General features: G+C 41.3%; 22 protein-coding genes and 1 pseudogene. 13 read left to right on the top strand and 10 right to left on the bottom strand.

The window, feature by feature from the left end; all coding sequences use genetic code 11:
- Window positions 1-9 precede the first annotated feature (9 nt).
- From NXV01_RS07355 to NXV01_RS07325, 7 genes are all read left to right on the top strand, one after another.
- Window positions 10-1,488: a DUF6242 domain-containing protein gene (locus NXV01_RS07355; protein WP_259022085.1), complete on the top strand. Its 1,479-nt coding sequence runs from the start codon at window positions 10-12 to the stop codon at window positions 1,486-1,488.
- A 25-nt stretch (window positions 1,489-1,513) separates the two neighbouring features.
- The gene (locus NXV01_RS07350) at window positions 1,514-2,248 is read left to right on the top strand and encodes an isoprenyl transferase (protein ID WP_008997927.1); all 735 of its coding nucleotides are present in this window, start codon (window positions 1,514-1,516) and stop codon (window positions 2,246-2,248) included.
- Between the two features lie 30 nt (window positions 2,249-2,278).
- Window positions 2,279-4,933: an outer membrane protein assembly factor BamA gene (gene bamA / locus NXV01_RS07345; RefSeq protein ID WP_074556722.1), complete on the top strand. Its 2,655-nt coding sequence runs from the start codon at window positions 2,279-2,281 to the stop codon at window positions 4,931-4,933.
- A gap of 23 nt (window positions 4,934-4,956) precedes the next feature.
- Window positions 4,957-5,472 carry an OmpH family outer membrane protein gene (locus NXV01_RS07340; protein WP_074637331.1) on the top strand — a complete coding sequence of 172 codons (516 nt, stop codon included), beginning with the start codon at window positions 4,957-4,959 and terminating at the stop codon, window positions 5,470-5,472.
- A gap of 56 nt (window positions 5,473-5,528) precedes the next feature.
- Window positions 5,529-6,044, top strand: coding sequence for an OmpH family outer membrane protein (locus NXV01_RS07335; protein WP_117935535.1), 516 nt, complete (start codon window positions 5,529-5,531; stop codon window positions 6,042-6,044).
- 107 nt (window positions 6,045-6,151) lie between these two features.
- On the top strand, window positions 6,152-6,994 hold the full coding sequence (murI, locus tag NXV01_RS07330) for a glutamate racemase (RefSeq protein ID WP_148363961.1): 843 nt from the start codon (window positions 6,152-6,154) through the stop codon (window positions 6,992-6,994).
- Window positions 6,995-7,070: 76 nt separating this feature from the next.
- Window positions 7,071-7,304 carry a DUF2007-related protein gene (locus NXV01_RS07325; protein ID WP_004299777.1) on the top strand — a complete coding sequence of 78 codons (234 nt, stop codon included), beginning with the start codon at window positions 7,071-7,073 and terminating at the stop codon, window positions 7,302-7,304.
- Here NXV01_RS07325 and NXV01_RS07320 read toward each other — a convergent pair.
- Window positions 7,273-8,421: a pyridoxal phosphate-dependent aminotransferase gene (locus NXV01_RS07320; RefSeq protein ID WP_148363962.1), complete on the bottom strand. Its 1,149-nt coding sequence runs from the start codon at window positions 8,419-8,421 to the stop codon at window positions 7,273-7,275. The two genes, NXV01_RS07325 and NXV01_RS07320, sit on opposite strands and share 32 nt — an antisense overlap.
- A gap of 105 nt (window positions 8,422-8,526) precedes the next feature.
- Here NXV01_RS07320 and proB point away from each other — a divergent pair.
- The 4 genes and pseudogenes from proB (at window position 8,527) to NXV01_RS07300 (ending at window position 13,149) form a co-directional block, all read left to right on the top strand.
- A pseudogene (gene proB, locus NXV01_RS07315) lies at window positions 8,527-9,610 on the top strand (glutamate 5-kinase).
- 551 nt (window positions 9,611-10,161) lie between these two features.
- Window positions 10,162-11,418, top strand: coding sequence for a glutamate-5-semialdehyde dehydrogenase (locus NXV01_RS07310; RefSeq protein WP_258979372.1), 1,257 nt, complete (start codon window positions 10,162-10,164; stop codon window positions 11,416-11,418).
- A gap of 71 nt (window positions 11,419-11,489) precedes the next feature.
- The gene (locus tag NXV01_RS07305; RefSeq protein WP_259022084.1) at window positions 11,490-12,443 is read left to right on the top strand and encodes an acetylornithine carbamoyltransferase; all 954 of its coding nucleotides are present in this window, start codon (window positions 11,490-11,492) and stop codon (window positions 12,441-12,443) included.
- Window positions 12,444-12,447: 4 nt separating this feature from the next.
- Window positions 12,448-13,149, top strand: coding sequence for a DUF5041 domain-containing protein (locus NXV01_RS07300; protein WP_259022083.1), 702 nt, complete (start codon window positions 12,448-12,450; stop codon window positions 13,147-13,149).
- Window positions 13,150-13,221: 72 nt separating this feature from the next.
- On the opposite strand, the gene NXV01_RS07295 is transcribed toward NXV01_RS07300, so the two are convergent.
- The 7 genes from NXV01_RS07295 to rpmH all read right to left on the bottom strand — a co-directional run bounded on the left by NXV01_RS07295 (window position 13,222) and on the right by rpmH (window position 18,830).
- Window positions 13,222-13,614 carry a rhodanese-like domain-containing protein gene (locus NXV01_RS07295; RefSeq protein WP_259022082.1) on the bottom strand — a complete coding sequence of 131 codons (393 nt, stop codon included), beginning with the start codon at window positions 13,612-13,614 and terminating at the stop codon, window positions 13,222-13,224.
- 14 nt (window positions 13,615-13,628) lie between these two features.
- Complete coding sequence (locus NXV01_RS07290) at window positions 13,629-14,330, bottom strand: hypothetical protein (RefSeq protein WP_259022081.1); 702 nt, start codon at window positions 14,328-14,330, stop codon at window positions 13,629-13,631.
- The gene (locus NXV01_RS07285) at window positions 14,327-15,475 is read right to left on the bottom strand and encodes a 1-acyl-sn-glycerol-3-phosphate acyltransferase (protein ID WP_259022080.1); all 1,149 of its coding nucleotides are present in this window, start codon (window positions 15,473-15,475) and stop codon (window positions 14,327-14,329) included. The genes NXV01_RS07290 and NXV01_RS07285 overlap by 4 nt, the downstream gene beginning before the upstream one ends.
- Before the next feature lie 100 nt (window positions 15,476-15,575).
- A complete protein-coding gene (locus tag NXV01_RS07280) occupies window positions 15,576-16,550 on the bottom strand; it encodes a D-alanine--D-alanine ligase (protein WP_234133277.1) in 975 nt (324 codons plus the stop codon).
- Window positions 16,547-17,620 (bottom strand): RluA family pseudouridine synthase, encoded by a 1,074-nt coding sequence (locus NXV01_RS07275; protein WP_117935519.1) that lies wholly within the window; start codon window positions 17,618-17,620, stop codon window positions 16,547-16,549. Before NXV01_RS07275 ends, NXV01_RS07280 begins: the two co-directional genes overlap by 4 nt.
- Before the next feature lie 26 nt (window positions 17,621-17,646).
- Window positions 17,647-18,300 carry a PASTA domain-containing protein gene (locus tag NXV01_RS07270; RefSeq protein WP_148363970.1) on the bottom strand — a complete coding sequence of 218 codons (654 nt, stop codon included), beginning with the start codon at window positions 18,298-18,300 and terminating at the stop codon, window positions 17,647-17,649.
- Between the two features lie 371 nt (window positions 18,301-18,671).
- The gene (gene rpmH, locus NXV01_RS07265; RefSeq protein ID WP_004299762.1) at window positions 18,672-18,830 is read right to left on the bottom strand and encodes a 50S ribosomal protein L34; all 159 of its coding nucleotides are present in this window, start codon (window positions 18,828-18,830) and stop codon (window positions 18,672-18,674) included.
- 192 nt (window positions 18,831-19,022) lie between these two features.
- Between rpmH and efp the strand changes: the two genes are divergently transcribed.
- Window positions 19,023-19,589, top strand: coding sequence for an elongation factor P (gene efp, locus NXV01_RS07260; RefSeq protein WP_148363971.1), 567 nt, complete (start codon window positions 19,023-19,025; stop codon window positions 19,587-19,589).
- A 70-nt stretch (window positions 19,590-19,659) separates the two neighbouring features.
- On the opposite strand, the gene NXV01_RS07255 is transcribed toward efp, so the two are convergent.
- Together NXV01_RS07255 and NXV01_RS07250 are read right to left on the bottom strand one after the other, a co-directional pair.
- The gene (locus tag NXV01_RS07255) at window positions 19,660-21,060 is read right to left on the bottom strand and encodes an alkaline phosphatase (RefSeq protein WP_148363972.1); all 1,401 of its coding nucleotides are present in this window, start codon (window positions 21,058-21,060) and stop codon (window positions 19,660-19,662) included.
- 162 nt (window positions 21,061-21,222) lie between these two features.
- On the bottom strand, window positions 21,223-22,818 hold the full coding sequence (locus tag NXV01_RS07250; protein WP_148363973.1) for a DUF6377 domain-containing protein: 1,596 nt from the start codon (window positions 22,816-22,818) through the stop codon (window positions 21,223-21,225).
- 243 nt (window positions 22,819-23,061) lie between these two features.
- Between NXV01_RS07250 and NXV01_RS07245 the strand changes: the two genes are divergently transcribed.
- Window positions 23,062-24,915 (top strand): glycoside hydrolase family 13 protein, encoded by a 1,854-nt coding sequence (locus NXV01_RS07245; RefSeq protein WP_259022079.1) that lies wholly within the window; start codon window positions 23,062-23,064, stop codon window positions 24,913-24,915.
- The last annotated feature ends 132 nt before the right edge of the window (window positions 24,916-25,047 follow it).

Genomic DNA, 25,047 nt, shown 5'->3' with positions numbered 1-25,047 from the left:
ATCTTTCAAATGAGAATAAAGTTTTTATCATTCATTGCGAGTTTTTTCATGGTGTCATTTGTTATAACGTCATGTCTTGATGACGATAATAACATCGAATATAGCCCGGATGCAACTATCCATGCGTTTGAACTTGACACAGCAGGCCTTGGGAGTTATAAATTCACTATTGATCAATTATCACGTGAAATTTATAACGAAGACTCTCTTCCTGTTCATGCCGACACCATCATTGACAAGATTTTAATCAAAACATTAACTACGGCATCTGGTGTCGTAACAATGAAAGACAAAAGCGGTAACGATTCTGTCATAAACATCAATGATTCTATTGATCTCCGAGAACCACTTATTATAAAGGTATGGTCGACAGAAGCTTTAGCAGGAGTATCTCCTAATCAGACTAAGGAATATACTATTAAGGTAAATGTGCATCGGCATGATCCTGATTCATTGAGATGGAATTACTGTGGGAACATTGACGAAGCTAACCTCACAGGAGAACAAAAGTCAGTAGCTTTAGAAAATGATATCCTAACTTATTCTGTTGTTAATGGTAGCCTTATGGTATATCGTGCACAAATAGGTAACACGATGAATTGGAGCTCAAGTGTTGTGAGTGACAGCAAATCTAAATTTGATGACAAGCTCCCTTCTTCTATTTTATCATATAAGAAGAAACTGTATGCAACATCTGCAACAGAAGACGGAAAGGTATATGAGTCTACAGACGGAACAACATGGTTAGAGTCAGATTTGTTTAGTGGCAATCACGTCAATTTGCTTCTGGCACCACTAAGTAATAAAATAACATATATCAAGACTGATGACGGCAAGAAAGTATTTGATTCAACCGCTGAAATCGCATCTATAGCAGAGGCAGAAAAGAAGCTTCAAGAAGTACCGGATGACTTCCCGATTGGCAATATTTCCTACACTACCTATACAACAGCTACGAACCAGGAAGGTATCATGTTAATCGGTAAATATAAAAATCAACCAACTGTTGGAGAAACCGAAACGATTGTACCTTGGGCATATATGGGAGAGATATGGATTCCACTACCACCCAATAATGTAGATACAAGTTGTCCTGCATTGACTAATCCTTCCATAATATATTATAACAATAAGTTCTATATTTTCGGAGAGAAATTTGAATCTTTCTATATTTCTGAAGCAGGTATTGCATGGAAAAAGGCAAATAAGAAATTTTATCTACCTTATCAGGATTGGAGTGAGTCAGACTTTAAACCAAGTCCGGAGAAGCCGGAATTCAGGGGTAGAACAAGCTATTCAACCGTAGTAAATAAAGACAACAACAGTATCTATATTCTTTTCAGTGCAGGCAATGCTAGCTTTGATGAAGAAGTAGAAGATGACGATAGTACACGAGCTACGAACCACCATACTTATTCTTATAAATCAGAAGTTTGGCGTGGCCGTCTTAATCAGCTATGGTTTGATTTGGCAAAAGCTGGCAAATAAAAACGTATACGTTTAAAATAAAAAGATGTCCTATATAGAACAAATAGACAAAACTCGGATACCACAACACGTGGCCATCATTATGGATGGGAACGGACGATGGGCAAAACAACGAGGGGAAGAACGTACTTATGGTCACCGTGCTGGCGCAGAAACGGTACAGAATATTACCGAAGATGCCGCCCGTTTGGGAATCAAGTACCTGACACTGTACACCTTCTCAACCGAGAACTGGAATCGGCCGCAAGACGAAATTGCGGCTCTGATGAATCTATTGCTAGAATCTATTGAAGAAGAGACATTGATGAAAAACAATATCCGCTTCAATGTAATCGGTGATTTCAAAAAGTTACCTGTTGAAGTTCAGAAAAGTTTGGCATCATGCATAGAACGCACATCCCAAAATAGTGGCATGTGTATGGTATTAGCTCTTAGTTATTCATCCCGTTGGGAAATAACCGAAGCTGTACGACAAATAGCAACACTGATAAAAACTGGAGAAATATCTCCCGAACAAATAACTGATGAATGCATCGCATCTCATCTGGAAACTAAGTTTATGCCCGACCCGGATCTACTGATCCGCACGGGAGGAGAAATCCGGCTAAGCAATTACCTCTTATGGCAATGCGCTTATTCGGAGCTTTATTTTTGTGATACTTTTTGGCCTGACTTCAACAAAGAAGAACTCTACAAAGCCATTTGGGAATATCAACAAAGGGAACGCCGATTCGGCAAAACCAGTGAACAGATCAGCTAATATAACTCGAAACATCAAATTATAACATAAATGCATTATCGTATTTCCTTTATATTCATAACGTTTGTCTGCCTGTGCTGCTTTGCGACAACAGGCATTGCGCAAAATGCTAACACTGATGAAGACTCGAAACCTGTCATCTTATACTCTGGAACACCCAAAAAGTATGAGATAGCAGATATTAAAGTCGAAGGCGTAAAGAATTATGAAGACTATGTATTGATTGGACTATCCGGACTATCGGTAGGACAAACAATTACTGTGCCGGGTGACGAAATTACTGGAGCAATCAAACGTTATTGGCGTCATGGTTTGTTCTCAAATGTACAAATCACAGCCGAGAAAATTGAAGGCGACAAAATCTGGTTAAAAATCAGTCTGACACAACGCCCGCGTATCGCAGATGTGCGCTATCACGGTGTGAAGAAGTCGGAACGCACCGATCTTGAGGCCAAGTTAGGGATGGTAAAAGGTATGCAAATCACTCCGAATACCGTAGACCGTGCCAAGACATTGATCAAACGCTATTTCGACGATAAAGGATTCAAAAATGCAGAAGTTATTATCTCGCAGAAAGACGATCCATCCAGCGAAAATCAGGTGATCGTTGACATTGATATCGACAAGAAAGAAAAAATCAAAGTACACGAAATCCAAATCGTTGGTAATCATGCAATCAAGGCTTCCAAGCTGAAGAAAGTAATGAAGAAAACCAATGAGAAAGGTAAACTTCGCAATTTGTTCCGCACCAAAAAATTCGTGCCGGAAAACTTCGAAGCAGATAAGCAGCTGATTATCGACAAGTATAATGAGTTGGGATACCGTGATGCAATGATTGTAAAAGACAGCGTTTCACAGTATGACGAAAAGACTGTAAACGTTTATTTGAATATAGACGAAGGACAGAAATATTATCTACGTAATGTTACATGGGTGGGTAACACTCTTTATCCGTCAGAACAGTTGAACTTCTTGCTTCGCATGAAGAAAGGTGACGTATACAACCAGAAGTTATTGAACGAACGTGTTTCTACAGATGATGACGCTATCGGTAACTTATATTACAACAACGGCTACCTGTTCTATAATCTCGACCCGGTAGAAGTAAATATTGTCGGCGACTCTATCGACCTCGAAATGAGAATCTATGAAGGCCGTCAGGCTACTATCAATAAGATCAAGATCAGTGGTAATGACCGTTTGTATGAAAACGTTGTTCGCCGGGAACTTCGTATTCGTCCGGGACAATTGTTCAGCAAAGAAGACTTGATGCGTTCCTTGCGTGAAATCCAGCAGATGGGACACTTTGACCCGGAAAAGCTGCAACCGGATATTCAACCGGATCCGATGAACGGAACTGTTGACATAGGCTTGCCTTTGACTTCCAAAGCCAACGACCAAGTGGAATTCTCTGCTGGTTGGGGACAGACAGGTATTATCGGTAAGTTGAGCTTGAAGTTCACCAACTTCTCCGTAGCCAACTTGTTGCACCCGGGTGAAAACTACCGTGGTATCCTTCCACAAGGTGACGGTCAGACATTGACTATCAGCGGACAGACGAATGCTAAATACTACCAGTCATACAGTATTTCATTCTTCGACCCATGGTTTGGCGGTAAACGTCCGAACTCATTCTCCGTATCGGCATTCTTCTCTGTACAAACAGATATCAGCAGCCGTTACTATAACTCCAGCTACTTCAACAACTACTACAACAGTATGTATAGCGGCTACGGTGGTTATGGTATGTATAACTATGGTAACTATAACAACTACGAAAACTATTATGACCCGGATAAATCTATCAAGATGTGGGGACTTTCCGTAGGTTGGGGTAAACGTCTGAAATGGCCGGATGACTACTTCACTCTTTCCGCTGAATTAGCTTACCAACGCTATAACTTGAGCGACTGGCAGTATTTCCCGGTAACCAACGGTAAATGTAATGACCTTAGCATTTCATTGACTTTGGCTCGTAACTCTATTGACAACCCAATCTTCCCTCGTTCGGGTTCAGATTTCTCACTGTCAGTTCAGTTCACACCGCCTTACTCGTTGATGGACGGTAAAGACTATAAGGGATATTACAGCAACCCTGAAACAGGTAGCATCACCCAGGACAACATGAATAAACTTCATAAATGGATAGAATACCACAAATGGAAATTCAAAGGCAAAACATATACTCCGCTGATGGATCCGGTTGCTCATCCAAAATGTCTGGTATTAATGACACGTACGGAATTCGGTCTGTTGGGTCACTATAACCAATACAAGAAATCTCCGTTCGGTACATTCGACGTAGGTGGTGACGGTATGACCGGTTATTCAACTTATGCAACTGAAAGTATCGCTTTGCGTGGTTACGAAAACAGCTCATTAACACCATACGGTTCTGAAGGTTATGCCTATGCACGTCTCGGCATCGAATTAAGATATCCGTTGATGCTGGAAACAAGTACTAACATTTATGTGTTAGGTTTCCTTGAAGCAGGTAACGCATGGCATGATATCAAGAAATTCAATCCATTCGAGTTGAAACGTTCTGCCGGTGTCGGTGTTCGTATCTTCCTTCCGATGATTGGTATGATGGGTATTGACTGGGGTTACGGTTTCGACAAAGTATTTGGTTCTAAACAATATGGAGGAAGCCAGTTCCACTTTATCTTAGGACAAGAATTCTAATGTATCATCAAAAACTAAACGTTATGAGAAAGTCTGTTCTATTAATTATGATGCTATTTACTGTCAGCATGGCGGCAAATGCACAGAAATTTGCACTGATCGATACGGAATATATTATGAAGAATATTCCGGCAGCTCAAAGCGCTAATGAGCAAATGCAAGAAGCTACGAAAAAATACCAGAGTGAAGTAGAAGCTCTGGCTAAAGAAGCACAGAAGATGTTCCAGGATTACCAGGCAAAATCTTCCACTCTTTCTGCCACACAAAAAACAAAGACAGAAGATGCAATCGTAGCAAAGGAAAAAGAAGCAGCCGAACTGAAGCGTAGTTACTTCGGTCCGGAAGGCGAATTAGCCAAGATGAGAGACAAGTTGATTACTCCGATCCAAGACGATATCTATGAAGCTGTAAAAGCTATATCACAGCAACATGGATATGATTTGGTAATCGACAGAGCCTCTGCTACAGGTATAATATTTGCAAATCCACGCATAGATATTAGTGATGAAATCCTAAGAAAATTAGGATATTCAAATTAATTTCATACATTTGCAGCTGGAAATAACTAAAAATCATTCAAATAAATTATAGAACTATGCTAAAAAAAATTGCACTTGTAATGTTGCTTGCACTCCCAATGGGTGTATTTGCACAGAACCTGAAATTCGGCCACATTAATGCACAGGAAATCATCACTGTGATGCCGGAATTCACCAAAGCCCAAAATGATATTCAGACTTTAGAAAAACAACTTACTGCCGAACTACAGAGAACGCAGGAAGAATTCAACAAGAAATATCAGGAATTCCAACAAGCTATCGCTAAGGATTCTCTTCCTCCCAACATCGCTGAAAGAAGACAAAAAGAGTTGCAGGATATGATGCAGAGACAAGAGCAATTCCAACAGGATGCTCAACAACAAATGCAGAAAGCCCAAAATGATGCAATGGCTCCTATCTACCAGAAGTTGGACAATGCCATCAAAGCAGTAGGTGCTGCTGAAGGCGTGATCTATATCTTCGACTTGGCAAGAACTTCGATTCCTTACGTGAACGAATCACAGAGCATCAACTTGACTAACAAGGTAAAAGCAAATCTTGGTATCAAATAAGATCTGACCAAGGATAAAGAAATACCAAAAGGGAAAGAGAAAGAAGGATCATCTTCTTTCTCTTTCCCTTTTTTGGTGTACATTTGCATATATAAATCAGGTTTGTCATGAAGCAACATCTATCCCATACGCCCGGCCCAATCGGAGTATTCGACTCCGGCTACGGAGGTCTGACCATCTTAGACAAGATTAGAGAAGTATTACCGGAATATGATTATATCTATTTGGGAGATAATGCACGTGCCCCCTACGGAACGCGCTCTTTCGAAGTCGTATACGAATTCACCCGACAAGCCGTCAACAAGCTGTTTGATATGGGATGCCATCTGGTTATATTAGCTTGCAATACAGCTTCCGCCAAAGCTTTGCGTAGCATTCAGATGAATGATTTACCCCAAATCGATCCTGCCCGCCGTGTGCTCGGAGTCATCCGTCCCACTGTAGAATGTATTGGAGAGATTAGCAAGAATCAGCATATCGGTGTACTGGCAACAGCAGGCACCATCAAATCCGAATCGTATCCATTAGAAATACATAAACTGTTTCCTGAAATTCAGGTAAGTGGAACGGCATGTCCGATGTGGGTATCCTTAGTTGAGAATAACGAATCACAAGACGAAGGAGCCGACTATTTTATCCGGAAGTACATCGACCAATTACTGTCAAAGGATCCTCAAATAGATACTGTCATCCTCGGATGTACCCATTTCCCCATACTCCTACCTAAAATCCGGCAATACATTCCGGATCATATCAGCATAATTGCACAAGGAGAGTATGTTGCAGAAAGCCTGAAAGACTATCTGAAGAGACATCCCGAAATGGATGCCAAATGTACCAAGAATGGCAACTGCCAGTTTTACACAACCGAAGCGGAAGAAAAGTTTTCAGAATCGGCCTCTACTTTCCTGAAACAGCAGATTAGCGTAAAACATATCACACTCGAATAATTTTTAAGAAAATAAATAACTATTTCTCTCTCTTTTTTGTTATATTTGTAGATAACAACCCCTAATAAGTAAGATCATGAAAGAAGAAGATTACAGCAAGGCAATAGAAGTATTCTCCGGATCCCCTTGGGAAGCCGAGATCATTAAAGGGTTATTAGAAAGCAACAACATCCGTTGTGTGATTAAAGATGGAATTATGGGGACATTAGCACCCTATATCGCTCCTTCCGTATCCGTCCTCGTGACAGAGGAAGAATACGAAGCAGCCACCGAGCTAATCAGAAGCCGGGACGAGAAAGGTAGCGATTGATACGGTCCAGTCCTTCTTTGATATTCTCCAATGAGTTTGCATAGGAGAAGCGTACATATCCTTCACCTCCCGTTCCAAAGTCTACCCCGGGAGTAATGCCGACATGCGCATGCTCGAGTACATCGAATGCAAAGCGATAAGAGTCGGTTGTAAATTTACGTGCGTTGGCAAAAATGTAAAATGCTCCTTGAGGTTCTACTTTAATCTCAAACCCCATTTCCCGAAGACGAGCAATCATGTACCGGCGACGCTCATCATAAATCTGCTTCATCCGTTCCACATCCGAATCAGCCTGCCGTAATGCAGCAATCCCAGCCTGTTGAGCAACGCTGGACGCACAAATAAATAGATTCTGCTGCAACTTCTGCAAAGAACGCATACAAGATTTAGGTGCGATCAAATAACCCAGCCGAAGACCCGTCATTGCAAAACGTTTAGAAAATCCGTTCAGGACAAAAGCCTGATCGGTATATTCAAGAATGCTGTGCGCACGTCCTTCATAGACAAGTCCGTGATAAATCTCATCTGAAATAACAGGAACTCCCAGTGCTGCCACTTCTCTCAAGAATTTTTCATCCAGCAACATTCCGGTCGGATTCATCGGAGAATTGATAAAGATAGCCGCTGTATGTGGATTCACACATTTGCGAATAGCTTCTATGTCGTATTGCAGATATTCTTTAGACAAAGGAACCAAAACAGGTTTAGCCTGGGTAGCCAACACAAAATTACGGTAACAAGCATATCCCGGATTGGAAAGAATCACTTCGCTATCCGTATTGCAGAGCAACATTAATGCAAGAAGAATGGATGGAGAAGAACCGGAAGTCACTACAATACAATCCGGATCTACCGTCACTCCATATTCCCGTAGATAAAAAGCAGCAATTTCCCGCCGCAGTTCCGGGTCCCCCAAAGAATGCGTATAGTGAGTAAGATGACGATCATAAGCCGCTTTTGCTGCTTCCGACACACAAGACGGCACATCAAAATCGGGTTCACCAACTTCCAAATGAATAATATCAACACCTTGTTTCTGTAATTCGTTTGCCCTCTCCAACACATCCATTACAATGAAGGAGGTCATCTGTTCTACTTGTGGATTTGTATGTTTCATTGTTAATCTTTTCTCTATCTGGCTGCAAAGATAATTCTTTTTAGCCTGTTTTGGTAACATATCGGCAAAAAGCTCTATATTTGCGCTTTCAAATCGTTAGTAAGGATGAAACAGGAATTTACACGAATCGCAGTAAAAGTAGGAAGCAATGTATTGACACGCCGCGACGGAACGCTGGACGTTACCCGTATGTCGGCACTTGTTGACCAGATAGCGGAATTACATAAGTCCGGGGTAGAAATCATTTTGATTTCTTCGGGAGCTGTTGCTTCCGGACGCAGTGAAGTGCATCCGCAGAAAAAACTCGATAGTGTAGATCAGCGCCAATTATTTTCTGCGGTGGGTCAGGCCAAACTAATCAACCGTTACTACGAACTTTTCCGTGAGCACAATATCCCTGTCGGCCAGGTACTGACAACGAAGGAAAGTTTTGGAACTCGCCGCCATTATCTGAATCAGAAAAATTGCATGACGGTAATGCTTGAAAATAATGTCATTCCTATTGTCAACGAAAACGATACGATTTCCGTCAGTGAGCTGATGTTCACCGATAATGATGAGTTGTCCGGACTCATCGCTTCGATGATGGATACGCAGGCACTCATTATCCTAAGTAATATTGACGGGATTTACAATGGTTCTCCTTCCGATCCTAACTCTTCTGTTATCCGGAAGATCGGTCACGGCAAAGACTTATCCAACTATATTCAGACAACTAAGTCCAGTTTCGGACGGGGGGGGGATGTTGACGAAAACCAATATTGCCCGTAAAGTTGCCGATGAAGGAATTACAGTGATTATTGCCAACGGGAAGCGGGATAATATTCTCGTAGATTTGCTACAGCATCCTGAAGAAACTCTTTGTACACGTTTTATACCATCAGACGAACCGGTATCCAGTGTCAAAAAATGGATTGCCCATAGCGAAGGCTTTGCTAAAGGGGAAATTCATATAAATGAATGCGCTACAGAAGTTTTAAACTCTGAAAAAGCTGTCAGCATCCTCCCGATCGGAATCACTCATATTGAAGGTGAATTTGAGAAAGATGACATTGTACGTATCATGGACTTTCAAGGAAACCAGGTTGGCGTTGGAAAAGTGAACTGCGACTCCAAACAGGCACAAGAAGCAATTGGAAAGCATGGAAAGAAACCGGTAGTGCACTATGACTATCTATATATCGAATAATCACCAGTAGGAGATACTGTTTGCTTTAATTTGCTCCCTTTTACACGGTTTTGAATTAATTCCAAATCAACATATACTTATATCTTACGTCTAATAAATTTAGCTCCAGTACTGTATAACTCTATTCGTCTGACAACTGTTTCTTTTTCGTCTGACAGTTGTCAGACGAAAGAACAACAACTGTCAGACGAAAGTTCAACAGTTGTCAGACGAATAAAATCATTCATAACGAGTACTAGTTTCTAGCATATGAAGAAGTAAATCTTTGAGCAACCAGCCATTAGTGCTTGCACAACAATATTCATTTCTGCACCAATATGAACTAGAGAGTAAGCAAATAATCACATGAAATAAACGAATGCTGACAGAACGAGACTTTATTGAAAAGGATGGAGATAAATATATCCTTTCCGATCTCATTTCCGAACTCTGCTTCAAAAAGGAATATTATAGTAGAGAGCAACATTTATTTCTATTTTCAACCAGTTTTATTCACATCATTCACTATATTTGCATAGTTTATCTTTCCATTTAATGCAAAAAAGGAGCAAATGACTACAAATTTAAACGAAATCTTTGCCGCTGTACAAGTAGCAAGTCGGGAATTAGCCCTACTGAATGATGATGTCATCAATCAAATTTTAAATGCAGTAGCTGACGCAGCAATTGCAGAAACACCTTTCATTCTTTCAGAGAACGAAAAAGACCTCGCACGGATGGACAAAAATGACCCGAAGTACGACCGGTTGAAACTGACGGAAGAACGTTTGAAAGGTATTGCCGCAGATACACGCAATGTAGCAACACTCCCCTCTCCTTTGGGTAAAGTGTTGAAAGAGAGTGTTCGTCCCAATGAAATGAAGTTGACAAAAGTCAGCGTTCCTTTCGGAGTCATAGGAATCATTTATGAAGCGCGCCCTAATGTTAGCTTTGATGTTTTCTCCCTTTGTCTGAAGAGCGGAAATGCCTGCATATTGAAAGGAGGAAGTGACGCCGATTGTTCCAACCGGGCCATCATCTGTGTGATTCACAAAGTATTGAAGAAGTTCAAAATCAATCCGCACATTGTAGAATTACTTCCGGCTGATAGAGAGGCTACGGCAGCGTTACTGAATGCTGTGGGCTACGTAGACTTGATTATCCCCAGAGGCAGCAGCAGTCTTATTCATTTCGTACGCGAGAATGCAAGGATCCCTGTCATTGAAACAGGGGCAGGTATCTGTCACACTTACTTCGATGAATTTGGGGATACAAACAAGGGAGCAGACATTATTCATAATGCTAAGACACGTAGAGTTAGCGTATGTAATGCATTGGATTGCACCATTATACATGAGAAGAGACTGGCCGACCTCCCTCTGATTTGCGAGAAACTAAAAGACAGCCATGTCATTATTTATGCTGATCCGCAAGCTTACCAGGCATTGGAAGGCCGCTATCCAGCCGAACTGTTGGAACATGCAAAGGCAGAAAGTTTCGGCACAGAGTTTCTGGACTATAAAATGGCAGTCAAGACCGTAAAAAGCTTCGAAGACGCTTTGGGACATATTCAGGAGAATAGTTCGAAACACAGCGAATGCATCGTCACCGAGGACAAGGAACGTGCTACGCTGTTTGTCAAGATAGTAGATGCAGCTTGCGTATACACCAATGTGTCTACCGCTTTCACTGACGGGGCACAATTCGGATTAGGGGCCGAAATCGGAATCAGCACGCAAAAGCTACACGCACGCGGTCCGATGGGACTGGAGGAAATCACTTCTTACAAATGGGTCATTGAAGGAGATGGACAAACGAGAAGAAATTGAGACTATACCTATATGTTAAAAATCAAACAAGGTTTTGAGCGAAGCTAATTAAAAATTAAAAAATAAATGATATGAAGAAATTTACTTGTGTACAGGACATTGGCGATTTAAAATCAGCCCTTGCAGAAGCATTCGAAATCAAAAAAGAGCGCTTCAAATATGTAGAACTGGGACGAAACAAGACTTTAATGATGATCTTCTTCAACTCTAGTTTACGTACCCGCCTTAGCACACAGAAAGCTGCACTCAATCTGGGAATGAATGTCATGGTGCTGGATATCAATCAAGGTGCATGGAAATTGGAAACTGAACGTGGTGTAATTATGGATGGAGATAAACCGGAACATATATTAGAAGCCATTCCGGTTATGGGATGCTATTGTGATATCATTGGAGTACGTTCTTTTGCCCGTTTTGAAGACCGTGACTTTGACTATCAGGAAACGATTATCAATCAATTCATCCAACACTCCGGACGTCCGGTATTCTCAATGGAAGCGGCAACACGCCACCCTTTACAGAGCTTTGCCGACCTGATTACCATCGAGGAATACAAGAAAACAGCACGTCCCAAAGTAGTTATGACCTGGGCTCCGCATCCACGTCCATTGCCACAGGCTGTTCCTAATTCCTTTGCCGAATGGATGAATGCAACGGATTACGAATTTATCATCACTCATCCCGAAGGTTATGAGCTTGATCCGCAATTTGTAGGTAATGCAAAAGTAGAATATGACCAGATGAAGGCTTTCGAAGGAGCCGACTTCATATATGCCAAGAACTGGGCTGCTTATTCTGGCGACAACTATGGACAGATATTAAGCAAAGATCGTGATTGGACTGTCAGCGACCGCCAAATGGCAGTTACCAACAATGCTTATTTCATGCATTGTCTTCCGGTGCGTAGAAATATGATTGTGACAGACGATGTCATTGAAAGTCCGCAATCTATTGTGATTCCGGAAGCTGCCAACCGGGAAATATCAGCCACTGTTGTATTAAAACGATTCCTTGAAAATATGTAATGCGATGATTAAAAAGAAACTATCAGTTATCCTGCTATGCCTGTTCTTTGCAGGCGTAGCAGACGCGCAGGAAAAGAATCCCCAAGTTATAAAGGGAGAGCCTCAAGTAGAAGATATCTACAATGTATTGGAGGCAATGGATGTTCATATCTTCCGTTTCGACCTGAAAGAGTTTCTGAACAATGTCTATGCAGTCAATATCTACATAGACGAATATGAAGAGGGCAAGTCTCCCAAACAAGTACACAGCATCAGACTCGGCACTAACATCCAGTCTCTGAATGGAATACCGGAGGAACATCGTCAGGCTTTCCGGGAACTAAAACAGGTGCCCGAAGGAAAGGACGAATGGGAGGCGATAAAAGAAATGGCTGTGTATTTCAGGAAATCCAATGACTCAACAGCAGTTTGCACTGTCAATGTGCCGGGAGGCATGAAAGGTGGTGTACCTTTGCAACTACGACCGATAGAAAAGTTCCACTCCTATATTTATTATCCGCGTCCATTCAAATTTCAAGCTGTCGAGAAAGCGGATCATTTCAGGATTCCATTGGCTCTATACGGTTCCGCTTGGCTGGATAAGCAGCATGACTTTATCCGTTTCTGCGGAGAAAGGGAAATCGACCCGGGAATGAAGTCTGAAATACTCAAAGATATACCACATTACTATGTAATAGGGATTGAATTCAAATCCGCCAAGAATTAAAAGATAACTGACAAACAAGACTTGCCGAGATTCGACGCTCCGGCAAGTCTCCGTTCGGTATCAGTTCAGGAATCAATGCTCCACTTCTTTACCTGCTTCCTCCCAGGAATTAAATCCCTTATCAAGCTCAAAGACTTTATATCCCTTCTCGCTCAAAATTGCCGCAGCCTTCTTGCTTCGTTTTCCACTGCGACAATATACAGCCACCGGTTTGTCTTTTTGCAACAAAGAATCAGCCATTGAAGCAAAAGAGTCATCCATCACATTGATGTTGATCGTCTTCGTGATATGCCCCTCCGAATATTCCGCAAGTGTACGAACATCCAGACGTTGTATATCCTCATTCTGAATAAGAGAATCAAACTCCTCTACATTCATTGATTGAAAATCCCCTTTCTGCTGACAAGAGAAAAGGGAAGAGAGAAACAAAAATATTCCCACGATTAATTGATTCAATTTAAACATATACACTCCATTATTCAATTCTGTCCCGGAGTATAGTCAAACCCGGGATCACTGTACTTATCAGATTCTATCGGAGAGCCATCCTTATCGTACGTATAATATTTAAACTTTACCTTTATCGTCCGACCCGGATTCTCTTCATCTATATATTGCGCCAAAGGAACAGAAATGTAAGCACGCCGATTATAGTATTCTCCATCACTGTTCGCATCATGGTATAACAACATATTCACAATGCCATTTGTTTTAAGTTCGGACACATCTTCCACTATACCGAAAACATGTCCCTTGCCCGTACTGACCTTGAGATTCAAAATCATATTCAGATAATCCCTTCCAAGCCAGATACTGACCATCTCTACCGGATCCAGCTTTATACCGTCCTTGTAAACCGGATCATCTTCCGGTTTAGGTACCGGCGTTATGAGCGATTGCAAAGAATATATAGTAGCGGTGTTCTCACCGGAAAGTACCTCATAGTTACTCATTACACGTCTGGAAGTGTTTGGAGAGATAGTAGAACCCGTACGGTCTTCCGAAACAGTCAAGACTTCTCCCTTATCAGGAATAAGCGTTTGTATGCGACCGTCTTCTCCAGCCTCCACAGTCACAAATTCCAGTTTCACCGAAGGATAATAATAGTCATCATCTCCACAGGCAGTCATCAGGAAAAGCAATCCCCACAACCAAACAACATGTAATTTTCTTCTTTTCATCGGCAAGCTGCTAAATAATTAACTAACGGATTGGAATACATTAATAACAACTTCTCACGCAAAAAGTCTTCATCCTTATTCGGAATCTTGATTTTTGCCAATTGTTGTTCAATATAGTTCATAAACTGCAGTTTCTCTTCTTCCGTGTAATTGGACACGAATTCCGTTGTGCTATTCAGCCAATCATACGCCACATAATTTCCCGGATATATCCGATAATTACGATGGATGCGGCGATCAAGACAGGCAGAAATACGGGCAAACAAATCCGGTTTCGGCAACGAACGGTCCAAGTCTTGCAAGTCATCATTCAGGCAAGGAGCAACCTGAAAATGTACCCTGCCTTTATATCCGAAAAGACCAGTCTGCATATTAATCAAATCATCCTGTGTCGTCTTTTTATATCCTTCGACGTCCCTCTTCAACTGAAACTCTTGCGCTTTCAGAAAATCACACGGATCATATTCGTATGAAATAGCAAGAGGAGCAATATTCATTTCCATCAGGCGGTCTATCAAATCGCCTTCACCTCCCATTGCCAACATTTTCAATACACTGTCTTGTGTACGGTCATTCGAATCTTTTGCACGTCCTTCACGCTGCGCAATCCAAATAGACTGATTCTTCTCTGAAATGGTGTAATGCATATAACGGGACATACGCGCTGAAGATTCCAACATCTGCCGCATAGTCAACGCCCGCTGTACAATAAATGATTTATTGACACGCACCAGTTTCTTAATCCAGGGATAAATAAGCAAATTGTCGCCAATCGCAATTTCTACCGTATCCATTCCCTGGTCAATCAGCAAAATAGAGAGAAAGCCCGAATCAAGAATAATGTCTCTATGATTCGATATATACGTATAAGCTTTGCTTTTATCCGGTATGGCGGTATGATCCAGTGTCAGTCCGGCAGTATGATCTGCCGCTATCTTCCACAAAATGCCATAGCAAAATGCCTCCTGAAAATCAAGCTTAGTCTTACAGGCACGCATCTTTTGCGCCAGAAGTTCAAATGGAACGTTCGGTATAGCACCGGTAGCAGCTTTCTGAAAAGCCGGATCGGCAATCAGTTCCTCAAAGATTTGAGGAAGTTCCTCATCATTGTAAGGACGAATTTCATTAAACTCTGTCAGATCCATAAGTCTCAAGTATTATGTGCTCAAGTATTAAGTAATAAGTATAAAGTATTAGACTGCGTACAAACCGCATGGTTAATACTTGATACTTGATACTTAATACTTAAAACTTGTTTTCAATAATATCAGTCATCACATCCTTTATATCCAGTCCGGCTGCACGCACTTGCTGGGGAATAAAACTGGTAGTAGTCATTCCCGGAGTAGTGTTTACTTCGAGAAGATTCAGTTTTTCACCGGCAGTTATAATGTAATCTACACGGATAATACCGGAACAACCTAATATATCATAGATAGCTGAAGTCAGCATCTGTACGCGTTTGGTCAATTCATCCGAGATACGCGCAGGAGTGATTTCATCTACCTGTCCATTATATTTAGCATCATAATCAAAGAACTCATTGTGCGTCACTACTTCCGTAGGCGGAAAGATCACCGTCTTCTCTTTTGTCTTATAACAGCCGCAAGTCAGTTCCGTTCCGTCCATAAACGCTTCAACAATCACCTCTTCCGCTTCTCCGAAAGCTTTAACAATGGCCGGTTGTATTTGTTCTTTTGTCTTCACTTTCGTAACCCCGAAACTCGAACCTCCCAAACTAGGCTTGATAAAACAAGGCAGGCCGATCTTTTCCACTACTTCGTCGTCAGAAACCGATTGTCCCCGGCGCAACAACAGTGATTCGGCAATGCGCACCCCGAAAGCTTTCAGATATTGATTGCAGGTAAACTTGTCATAAGTAATGGCAGCCGCCAACACTCCACAACAGGAATACGGAATACGCATCATATCAAAATAGCCTTGCAGCCTGCCATCCTCACCCGGCGTACCATGGATGGTGATATAAGCAAAGTCGAACACAACCTTTTCCGTTCCGTTCATAAAACTAAAGTCATTTCTATCCACCGGCACTTTGTTTCCGTCCGGTAATTGTACTTCCCAGCGACGGCCTTCCATCTCCACGATATACAAATTATACTTTTCCTTATCAATAAAGGAATAAATACCCTGTGCGCTACGCAGGGAAACTACGATTTCAGAGGTATCTCCTCCTGCTACGATAGCGATGTTGCGTTTCATTCTAATTCTCTATTACTTATATAGCCTCTCCACTTCTCGATAAGCCGGGTCATGTCATCCGGAAGTTCGGAAGTAAAATACATCTCTTCACCTGTGACGGGATGCACAAACCCCAACGTCATAGCATGCAAAGCCTGTCGGGGACAAGTGTCAAAGCAATTATTTACAAACTGTTTGTATTTACTAAAATGGGTTCCTTTCAGTATCTCATGACCGCCATAGCGTTCGTCATTGAACAGCACATGACCGATATGTTTCATGTGGACACGAATCTGATGAGTACGTCCTGTCTCAAGTATACATTCCACAAGGGTTACGTATCCCAGTCTTTCCAGTACGCGGTAGTGTGTAACGGCATGTTTGCCCACTGTCGGATCGGACATCACCGCCATTTGCATCCGGTCTCTCGGATTACGGGCAATATTACCGACAATCGTTCCTTCATCCTGTTCCACAACACCCCACACCAAAGCACGATATTTGCGTTTGGTAGTCTTATTAAAGAATTGAATTCCCAAATTTGTTTTGGCATCCGGTGTCTTGGCAATCACCAGTAAGCCTGAAGTATCTTTATCGATGCGATGAACAAGTCCCACGTGCGGGTCATTGGCATCATAATCCGGTATATCCTTCATGTGCCAAGCCAGCGCATTGACCAGCGTGCCGTGATAGTTTCCGTGTCCCGGATGCACGACCAATCCCGCCGGTTTATTCACAACCATCAGATAAGGATCTTCATAAACGATAGTAAGGGGAATATTTTCAGGAATAATTTCATTTTCATAACGGGGACGGTCCATCATCACTGTAATGACATCCAGCGGTTTCACTTTGTAGCTACTCTTCACCGGTTTGCCATTGGCCATAACGAATCCATCTTCGGCAGCTTTCTGAATACGGTTGCGCGAAGCATTGACAATACGTTCGAACAGATATTTGTCGACTCTGACCATCGCCTGCCCCTTGTCTACAACCACGCGGAAGTGCTCGTAAAGCTGGGATTCGTCACCGACAGGTTCTATATCATCCAAATCATTCTCCAGTTCATCCGGAAGTTCTTCCTCTATCATGCGAGTCCGTTTCTGTTATTTATCTATTAAAACCAACTATCATCTTGGGCAGATGATGATTCCGACGTAACCGGCTTCTCCGTATCCACGAAAACTTCGACCGAGTCCTCTTCTTCCGACATATCACCGGAGCCGTCTCCTACCATCAATGTCAAAGAAGCTCCCAAAGGAATCTTTTCTCCGGCAGCCAACTGACGTCCCTGATATTTCACACCGTACACCCAGTCTTTCTCACCATTTACCAATTGAATCTGATTCAGTTTAAAACCGGCATTCAGTAACTTAGCCTGTGCCTGCCGGAGCGAGCTGTTGTCCGCCACATCAGGAATGGCACGTAAAGGGACATCCAGTGTATTAACAGTCAGGTATACCGTACGTCCTTCCTTCACTTTCTCACCGGCTCCCGGTTTCAGTTCAAGAATGATACCCGCTGCTTTATCCTTGACATATTTAGTATCGGAAATCACATATACCAGACCGTGATTCCGGAACATCTTCGTAGCTTCTTCCACTGTCATTCCTTTCACATCGGGAACTACCACGCTTTCACCATGATGTGTATGTATATCAAGCCATTTCAACACACCAAATATCATCACTATCACCACCACAATCATGGCGATAATATTCACCCAGAAATATTTATTGTTTTTAAAAGAAAAGAATTCTTTAATAGTCATACGCATTGCTGTTAATATGCGCCAAAGATACGACAAAATAGTTGAACTTTTTAAAAAGTAGGCGATGAAAAATGTCCCTACCTATTATGCAAGGACACTTATCATCACCAGAATTGCTGCAACTATAATCCCCACTCTTATAGATTTCAACAACCTTATTATAATGATACGGGATTTCAAGTCCCGGATATACTCTACCATCGCATATGTTCGTTTATGAGTTTTATTTAATCTCACAAAGAAAAGCAAAAAGTCATAAACAAGAGCCAATAATATCGCTTTTTAACATACTATCCCCTTGAAAAACAGAGAAACAAAAAAGGCGAAGATTAAATTCTCCGCCTTTTTTGTTTCCTGATGACAAGTGATTATCACTTCTGTCCGTTGTACTCATCAGAAACAGTCAGTTTCTTTCTGCCTTTCGCACGACGAGCAGCTAATACTCTACGACCATTAGCCGATGCCATTCTCTCACGGAAACCGTGTTTGTTCTTTCTCTTTCTGTTAGAGGGTTGAAATGTTCTTTTCATTACTGTATCTTGTTTTTATGTTATTATTCTACGTAATCGGGCTGCAAAAATAGGCACTTTTTTTAAATTAACCAAGAGATAACTCATTTTTGCTCAAAAGTTTTTGTGTTTTTTACCGATTTAGATTACTTTTGCAGTCGAATTCCTGCGAAAACAATTAAATAACAATAATAGATTAAGAAAAATAGCAGTATGATTAATGCTCAAGACATCAAAAACGGAACTTGTATCCGTATGGACGGAAAGCTCTATTTCTGTATAGAATTCCTGCATGTAAAACCAGGTAAAGGTAACACTTTTATGCGTACTAAACTGAAAGATGTAGTTAGCGGATACGTTCTCGAACGCCGTTTCAACATCGGTGAAAAGTTGGAAGATGTACGTGTAGAACGTCGTCCATACCAATTTTTGTATAAAGAAGGAGAAGATTATATCTTTATGAACCAAGAAACATTCGACCAACATCCTATCGCTCACGATTTGATTAACGGCGTTGACTTCCTACTCGAAGGTATGATATTGGATGTGGTTTCCGATGCTTCTACAGAAACTGTACTTTATGCAGATATGCCAATCAAAGTGCAAATGAAAGTCACTTATACTGAACCAGGACTGAAAGGTGATACAGCTACTAACACACTGAAACCTGCAACTGTGGAATCAGGTGCAACAGTACGTGTTCCTTTGTTCATCAGCGAGGGTGAAACAATCGAAATCGATACTCGTGACGGTTCTTACGTAGGACGTGTGAAAGCATAATTTAAAAGAACATATAAAAATAGCCGGGAGTCTTTGGACTTCCGGCTATTTTTATATTCATACAGTTCTATTATTTATATCCTGCAGCTTTCGCAATTCTTTTAGGTATTTCTGTATTATCAATCTTCTCACCAAACAGTTGAGAACCTGCACCAATAGCAAATACAGGAACATAACCGGCAGAGTGTCCGCCACTTACCCATCCTATCATGGCTATTTCATCCATCACTTCCTTCGCACGTGCAGCCATCGGTTCGTTCTTAGAGTACATACTTTCAGCAAATACGACTTTATTCTTCACGAATGATTTCTCAAACTCATCACGCAACTTTTTTTCCTGTTCCCAAGATATTGGGAATTGTTTCCAGAAGCCCATTTCTTCGCCAAGGAATGTTTTCATGTCCTCCCAAGTGACTTTATTGTCTTTTGATTTTCTCAATTCACTGATACGTTGTGAAAGTCCGTCAGTAGAATTTTTCTGATATTGCAATGCTTTCAGGTTCAACGCATATTTTCCCGTACCGAGCACGATACCACCTGTTTCATGATCTGCAGTGATCACAATCAGTGTTTCTTTCGGATGTTTCTTATAGAATTCATAAGCTACTTTGACAGCATTATCCATGTCTTTCACTTCGTTGAACACAGTAGCGGCGTCATTGGCGTGGCATGCCCAGTCAATTTTACCTCCTTCTACCATCAAGAAAAAGCCTTTATTATTACCTTTAGTAAGGAAGTCAATAGCACTTTCCGTAATTTGTGCCAATGTCAAATCATTCTCTTTGCGATCAATGGCATAAGGCAGACAAGAAGGATTGGCTCCTTCTTCCTGAATCAAGATCATCTTTTCTGCTTTTGCAGCTTTTGCCTTATAGTCATTGTAACCACGTGCTACTGTATATCCTGCTTCTTCAAAAATAGGGAAAATGCTCGGAGCTTCTTTCTTGTCATAAGTAGTGGTAGGTTTCAAGAAACCACCGCCTGCATAAAAATCGAAATTGGCTTTCGGCAAATCAAGAGCGATTTCATAATTCATATTACGATCAGGTTGATGTGCATAGAATGCGGCAGGAGTAGCATGATCTACACTGACAGAAGTCGTTACGCCCACCTTTTTTCCAGCTTTCTTTGCCTTTTCAGCAACAGTTTGAATGGCACTTTTATCTTCTCCTACGGAAATAGCACCATTATAGGTTTTCTTTCCTGTTGCCAATGCAGTACCTGCAGCTGCAGAGTCTGTTACTGAATTTTTAGCAGAGAAAGTGGTTGCTACGGTAGCAACCGGAAATTGAGTAAACAACAAAGGCTCGACGCCAATACGGCCATTTTGAATTTCCGCCTGATACATCTCCGTACCATTTACTTGATTGACTCCCATTCCATCTCCGATGAAATAGAATACGTACTTTGCTTGCCCGTTGGCTACAACGGAGATAAGGACAAAGAACAGTGTGTAGATTAACTTTTTCATTCTCTAGTATATTTATTATTAGATTAGTTGCCTACAAAGTTAGAAAAAAAAGAAAGAGATGCAGCGGATTATCGAACACTAAAAGTGGATATTTGCTGAATATGCCAGTATTACTTGCTCGCATATTACGAAGCAATAACACATTGCTATCTGTGAATAGCACTATAGGTTCATTACATTCTGCTCAAACTGATCTTTGTCCCCGGCAGCTTTATTACGCATCCGGCTACGATAATTATAGATAGTGGCCAAAGAATAACCGAGAAAATGAGCGATTTTGTTACTGTCTACCACTCCCAAGCGGATAAGGGCAAAGATACGAAGTTCTGTTGTCAGAAGCTCATCGGATTTCGGATAAACCCTTGCTTCTTCTACCAGCAATTCATTAAAAGCGGAAATAAAGTTCGGAAATAATTTCAGGAAAGACTTATCAAATTCATTATAAAACTCATCCCGCTCATCCCGGATAAACTGTTCGGATTTAATAGCCTTAAATAAATCTTCGATACGGGATGCCATCGCCAGTTTAGCCAATGAGCGACGGTAGGTTTCCAGCTTATCCAGATAGTTGACACACCTGTCCAGATAGCGGGCAATATATACCTCTTTTATTTTCCCCGTCTGCTCCAGTTCTTTGTTGACTACTTGCATCTGTTCATTGGCCAAACTCAAATCATGCCGCATGATAGACAGTTTCTTCATCCAACGGTACAGAAAGAAGATAGCAACCAAAAGAAACAATGACAACAAGCTGACACTGATTAACATGGTTCGGGAAACCGCACGTTCTTTTTCTTCCTTCAGTTTATAAGCCTTATCAATAATCGGAAAAAACTCAGTTACCTCGATAAAACGTAAACGGGCATTACAAGCTACAGCGTCCTCCATCGAACAACTCAAATACTTGTAAGCACGATCAATATCCCCCTGCTCATACATCAGATGGGCCAACTTCTGCAAAGAGGCATACTCCCTCACTGAAGACTCCAAATCCGCTATCGCTGTCAATATCAGATAGTATACTTCTTTCTCTGTATCTTTCTTCATACTATATGCTTCGGACAGCGTATAGTAGATATAAACTTTCTGGCGTTCATCAACAACGTCTTTCAATGCATCATTAAGCATGACTAAAGCTGTGTCGGCTTTACCATTGACTATATATTTTTCAGCTGCAACAATCGTCCTGTTTGTTTCCGGAGGCATGATACTGATAATAGAATCACGATATAAATCTGTCTTTTTCAGGTATTTCTTTTTTTCCTCCTTATTGGTAGTATAGTCAGCAAGCCAGCCATAGCAGGCACGGTAAGTCTGATAATAAGACAGTAACATTCTTTTGTCCAACTTCGCCGGGCGAATTCTCTCCAACTCTTTCATTGCTTCAATATACATCCCCATCACCCCCAACACTGTTGCCCGGTTAATCATAATCTCATTCTCCAACTCCGGACGATTCAGTTGAGGTAGAATCTGTTTTCTACTGTTTATATAATGAAGTGCAGAATCTGCCTGATAATGGAGATAAGCATCAAACAGAGCACCATATAGCCGGTATTTATCAACAGGATCAACCGAATGAGCAAGCTGGACTTTCAAGCCATCAATCTCCTTTTCTTTCTGAAGCTGATAAGTTTCTTTCTTATTTATGATGTCGTCCAGTCTTTTAAGAGCTGCTCCATATTCCGTCTGCTTTGCAGACAATGAAACAGGATAAGCCAAGAGAAAAAATAAAATATAACAGGCTATATTTCTCATAGGATACTTTTTAAAGATGTCACAAATATAATAAATATAGTAATGAGAATGAAATATATATTCATAACTATTTTAATTTTCACTTATATTTCCTCATCGTTATTTCGCTAACATACTATTGATTTACAACGCATTAACTCCCGAAAGCATTTATATTTATATTCTAGTTTCCAAATATAGCATCCTATCCCTCTACATTTGCAACATCGGTTCGCCGAGCAAACATTTAAAATCTACGTTACCATGAAAAAGTTTTTTTTATCCGTCATCTTACTTGTATCCTTATTTAGTTGCAGCTCACTATTCGCCGCAACTGCAATAAAAAAAGTAGCCCCTGCATTCTGGTGGGCAGGAATGAAAAACCCCGAACTGCAAGTCATGCTGTATGGGGAACATATAGCTTCTGCAGAGGTCAGCATTTCTTCTAAAGACATCATGTTACAAGAAGTTGTAAAACAGGAAAATCCGAATTACCTGCTTTTATATATGAATATTTCGGAAGCAGCCCCACAGAAATTCGAAATCATTCTGAAACAAGGAAAAAAGCAAACTGTAGTCCCCTACGAGCTTAAACAAAGAAGACCGTCAGCTTCCGAAGTGGAAGGTTTTAATTCAAGCGACGTTCTTTATCTCATTATGCCGGACCGCTTTGCCAATGGCGATGTTTCTAATGATATAATCCCCGGAATGTTGGAAGCTAAAGTAGATCGTAATGATCCTTTTGCACGTCATGGCGGTGATCTGAAAGGTATAGAGAATCAACTGGATTACATTGCCAATTTGGGAGTGACGAGTATATGGCTCAATCCGATTCAGGAAAATGATATGAAAGAAGGCTCCTATCATGGTTATGCCATTACCGATTACTATCAGGTAGACCGGCGTTTCGGAAGTAATGAGGAATTCCGCAGTCTGGTGCAACAGGCACACAACAAAGGCTTAAAAGTAGTAATGGATATGATCTTCAATCATTGCGGAGACCAAAACTATCTCTTCAAAGATATGCCTTCCAAGGATTGGTTCAACTTCAAAGGCAACTATGTACAAACGACTTTCAAGACAGCTACTCCATCAGATCCGTATGCTTCGGACTATGCGAAAAAGATTGTAGTAGACGGCTGGTTTAGCGAATGTATGCCCGATTTTAACCAACGTAACCGCCATGTAGCTACTTATCTGATACAAAGCAGTATCTGGTGGATTGAATATGCAGGTATCAATGGCATCCGCCAGGACACACATCCTTATGCAGACTTCAACATGATGTCTGACTGGTGTAAAGCGGTAACAGAAGAATATCCGAATTTCAATATTGTAGGAGAAACCTGGATAGGCAGTAACGTGCTTGTCTCTTACTGGCAAAAAGACAGTAAAGTAGCCGCTCCCCAAAATTCCTATTTGCGTACAGTGATGGATTTCCCGCTGATGGATCAGATGAATAATGCTTTCGACGAGGAAACGAACGACTGGAACGGAGGACTTTACCGGCTCTTCGACTATCTATCACAAGATATCGTCTATGCCGACCCGATGAATCTATTAATCTTTCTCGACAATCATGACACTTCCCGCTTCTACCGTTCGGAAGCTGCCACACAAAACCTCGATCGCTACAAACAGGCACTCACATTTCTGTTGACAACCCGGGGAATTCCACAAATATATTATGGAACTGAAATTCTAATGGCTGCCGACAAAGCTAATGGCGACGGTTTACTCCGCTGTGATTTTCCTGGGGGCTGGCAGAATGATACACGGAATTGCTTCGACGCAACCAACCGAACAGCACAACAATATGAAGCTTTCTCTTTCCTGCAAAAACTACTTCAATGGAGAAAAGGAAATGAAGTGATCGCCAAAGGGAAATTAAAACATTTTTCTCCTAACAAAGGTGTTTATGTATACGAACGCAAATATGGTGACCAATCAGTAGCGGTATTCCTTAACGGAAACAATCGGGAACAAACCATAAACCTGAATGAATATCAGGAAATACTACCCGCTTCATCTGCTCATAATGTGCTGACAGGAGAGACAGTCAAACTTGAAAAAGAATGGACCCTTCCAAGCCGTGGAATTTTGATTTTATCCTTCTGAACAAGTTCATAACGACTTATATTTACGGAGGTGACATTGCCAGTTAATTGACTAGGAAACAACGTATTGACATTTACACAGACTTGTATTTTTATTCTAATTCATAAAGCCGGCAAGGATAGTCTTTACATT

Origin of the sequence: Bacteroides sp. BFG-606 (genome assembly GCF_024788145.1) — a bacterium.
GTDB classification, from domain to species: Bacteria; Bacteroidota; Bacteroidia; order Bacteroidales; family Bacteroidaceae; genus Bacteroides; species Bacteroides vicugnae.
The sequence above is the reverse complement of the archived record's forward strand: the minus strand, read 5'-3'. Positions and strand labels throughout refer to the sequence as shown.

Excerpts from the sequence above, each read along its gene's own strand:
- NXV01_RS07355 (WP_259022085.1), top strand. The coding sequence starts at position 10 with ATGAGAATAAAGTTTTTATCATTCATTGCGAGTTTTTTCATGGTGTCA.
- NXV01_RS07350 (WP_008997927.1), top strand. The coding sequence starts at position 1,514 with ATGTCCTATATAGAACAAATAGACAAAACTCGGATACCACAACACGTG.
- bamA (WP_074556722.1), top strand. The coding sequence starts at position 2,279 with ATGCATTATCGTATTTCCTTTATATTCATAACGTTTGTCTGCCTGTGC.
- NXV01_RS07340 (WP_074637331.1), top strand. The coding sequence starts at position 4,957 with ATGAGAAAGTCTGTTCTATTAATTATGATGCTATTTACTGTCAGCATG.
- NXV01_RS07335 (WP_117935535.1), top strand. The coding sequence starts at position 5,529 with ATGCTAAAAAAAATTGCACTTGTAATGTTGCTTGCACTCCCAATGGGT.
- murI (WP_148363961.1), top strand. The coding sequence starts at position 6,152 with ATGAAGCAACATCTATCCCATACGCCCGGCCCAATCGGAGTATTCGAC.
- NXV01_RS07325 (WP_004299777.1), top strand. The coding sequence starts at position 7,071 with ATGAAAGAAGAAGATTACAGCAAGGCAATAGAAGTATTCTCCGGATCC.
- NXV01_RS07320 (WP_148363962.1), bottom strand. The coding sequence starts at position 8,421 with ATGAAACATACAAATCCACAAGTAGAACAGATGACCTCCTTCATTGTA.
- NXV01_RS07310 (WP_258979372.1), top strand. The coding sequence starts at position 10,162 with ATGACTACAAATTTAAACGAAATCTTTGCCGCTGTACAAGTAGCAAGT.
- NXV01_RS07305 (WP_259022084.1), top strand. The coding sequence starts at position 11,490 with ATGAAGAAATTTACTTGTGTACAGGACATTGGCGATTTAAAATCAGCC.
- NXV01_RS07300 (WP_259022083.1), top strand. The coding sequence starts at position 12,448 with ATGATTAAAAAGAAACTATCAGTTATCCTGCTATGCCTGTTCTTTGCA.
- NXV01_RS07295 (WP_259022082.1), bottom strand. The coding sequence starts at position 13,614 with ATGTTTAAATTGAATCAATTAATCGTGGGAATATTTTTGTTTCTCTCT.
- NXV01_RS07290 (WP_259022081.1), bottom strand. The coding sequence starts at position 14,330 with ATGAAAAGAAGAAAATTACATGTTGTTTGGTTGTGGGGATTGCTTTTC.
- NXV01_RS07285 (WP_259022080.1), bottom strand. The coding sequence starts at position 15,475 with ATGGATCTGACAGAGTTTAATGAAATTCGTCCTTACAATGATGAGGAA.
- NXV01_RS07280 (WP_234133277.1), bottom strand. The coding sequence starts at position 16,550 with ATGAAACGCAACATCGCTATCGTAGCAGGAGGAGATACCTCTGAAATC.
- NXV01_RS07275 (WP_117935519.1), bottom strand. The coding sequence starts at position 17,620 with ATGATAGAGGAAGAACTTCCGGATGAACTGGAGAATGATTTGGATGAT.
- NXV01_RS07270 (WP_148363970.1), bottom strand. The coding sequence starts at position 18,300 with ATGACTATTAAAGAATTCTTTTCTTTTAAAAACAATAAATATTTCTGG.
- rpmH (WP_004299762.1), bottom strand. The coding sequence starts at position 18,830 with ATGAAAAGAACATTTCAACCCTCTAACAGAAAGAGAAAGAACAAACAC.
- efp (WP_148363971.1), top strand. The coding sequence starts at position 19,023 with ATGATTAATGCTCAAGACATCAAAAACGGAACTTGTATCCGTATGGAC.
- NXV01_RS07255 (WP_148363972.1), bottom strand. The coding sequence starts at position 21,060 with ATGAAAAAGTTAATCTACACACTGTTCTTTGTCCTTATCTCCGTTGTA.
- NXV01_RS07250 (WP_148363973.1), bottom strand. The coding sequence starts at position 22,818 with ATGAGAAATATAGCCTGTTATATTTTATTTTTTCTCTTGGCTTATCCT.
- NXV01_RS07245 (WP_259022079.1), top strand. The coding sequence starts at position 23,062 with ATGAAAAAGTTTTTTTTATCCGTCATCTTACTTGTATCCTTATTTAGT.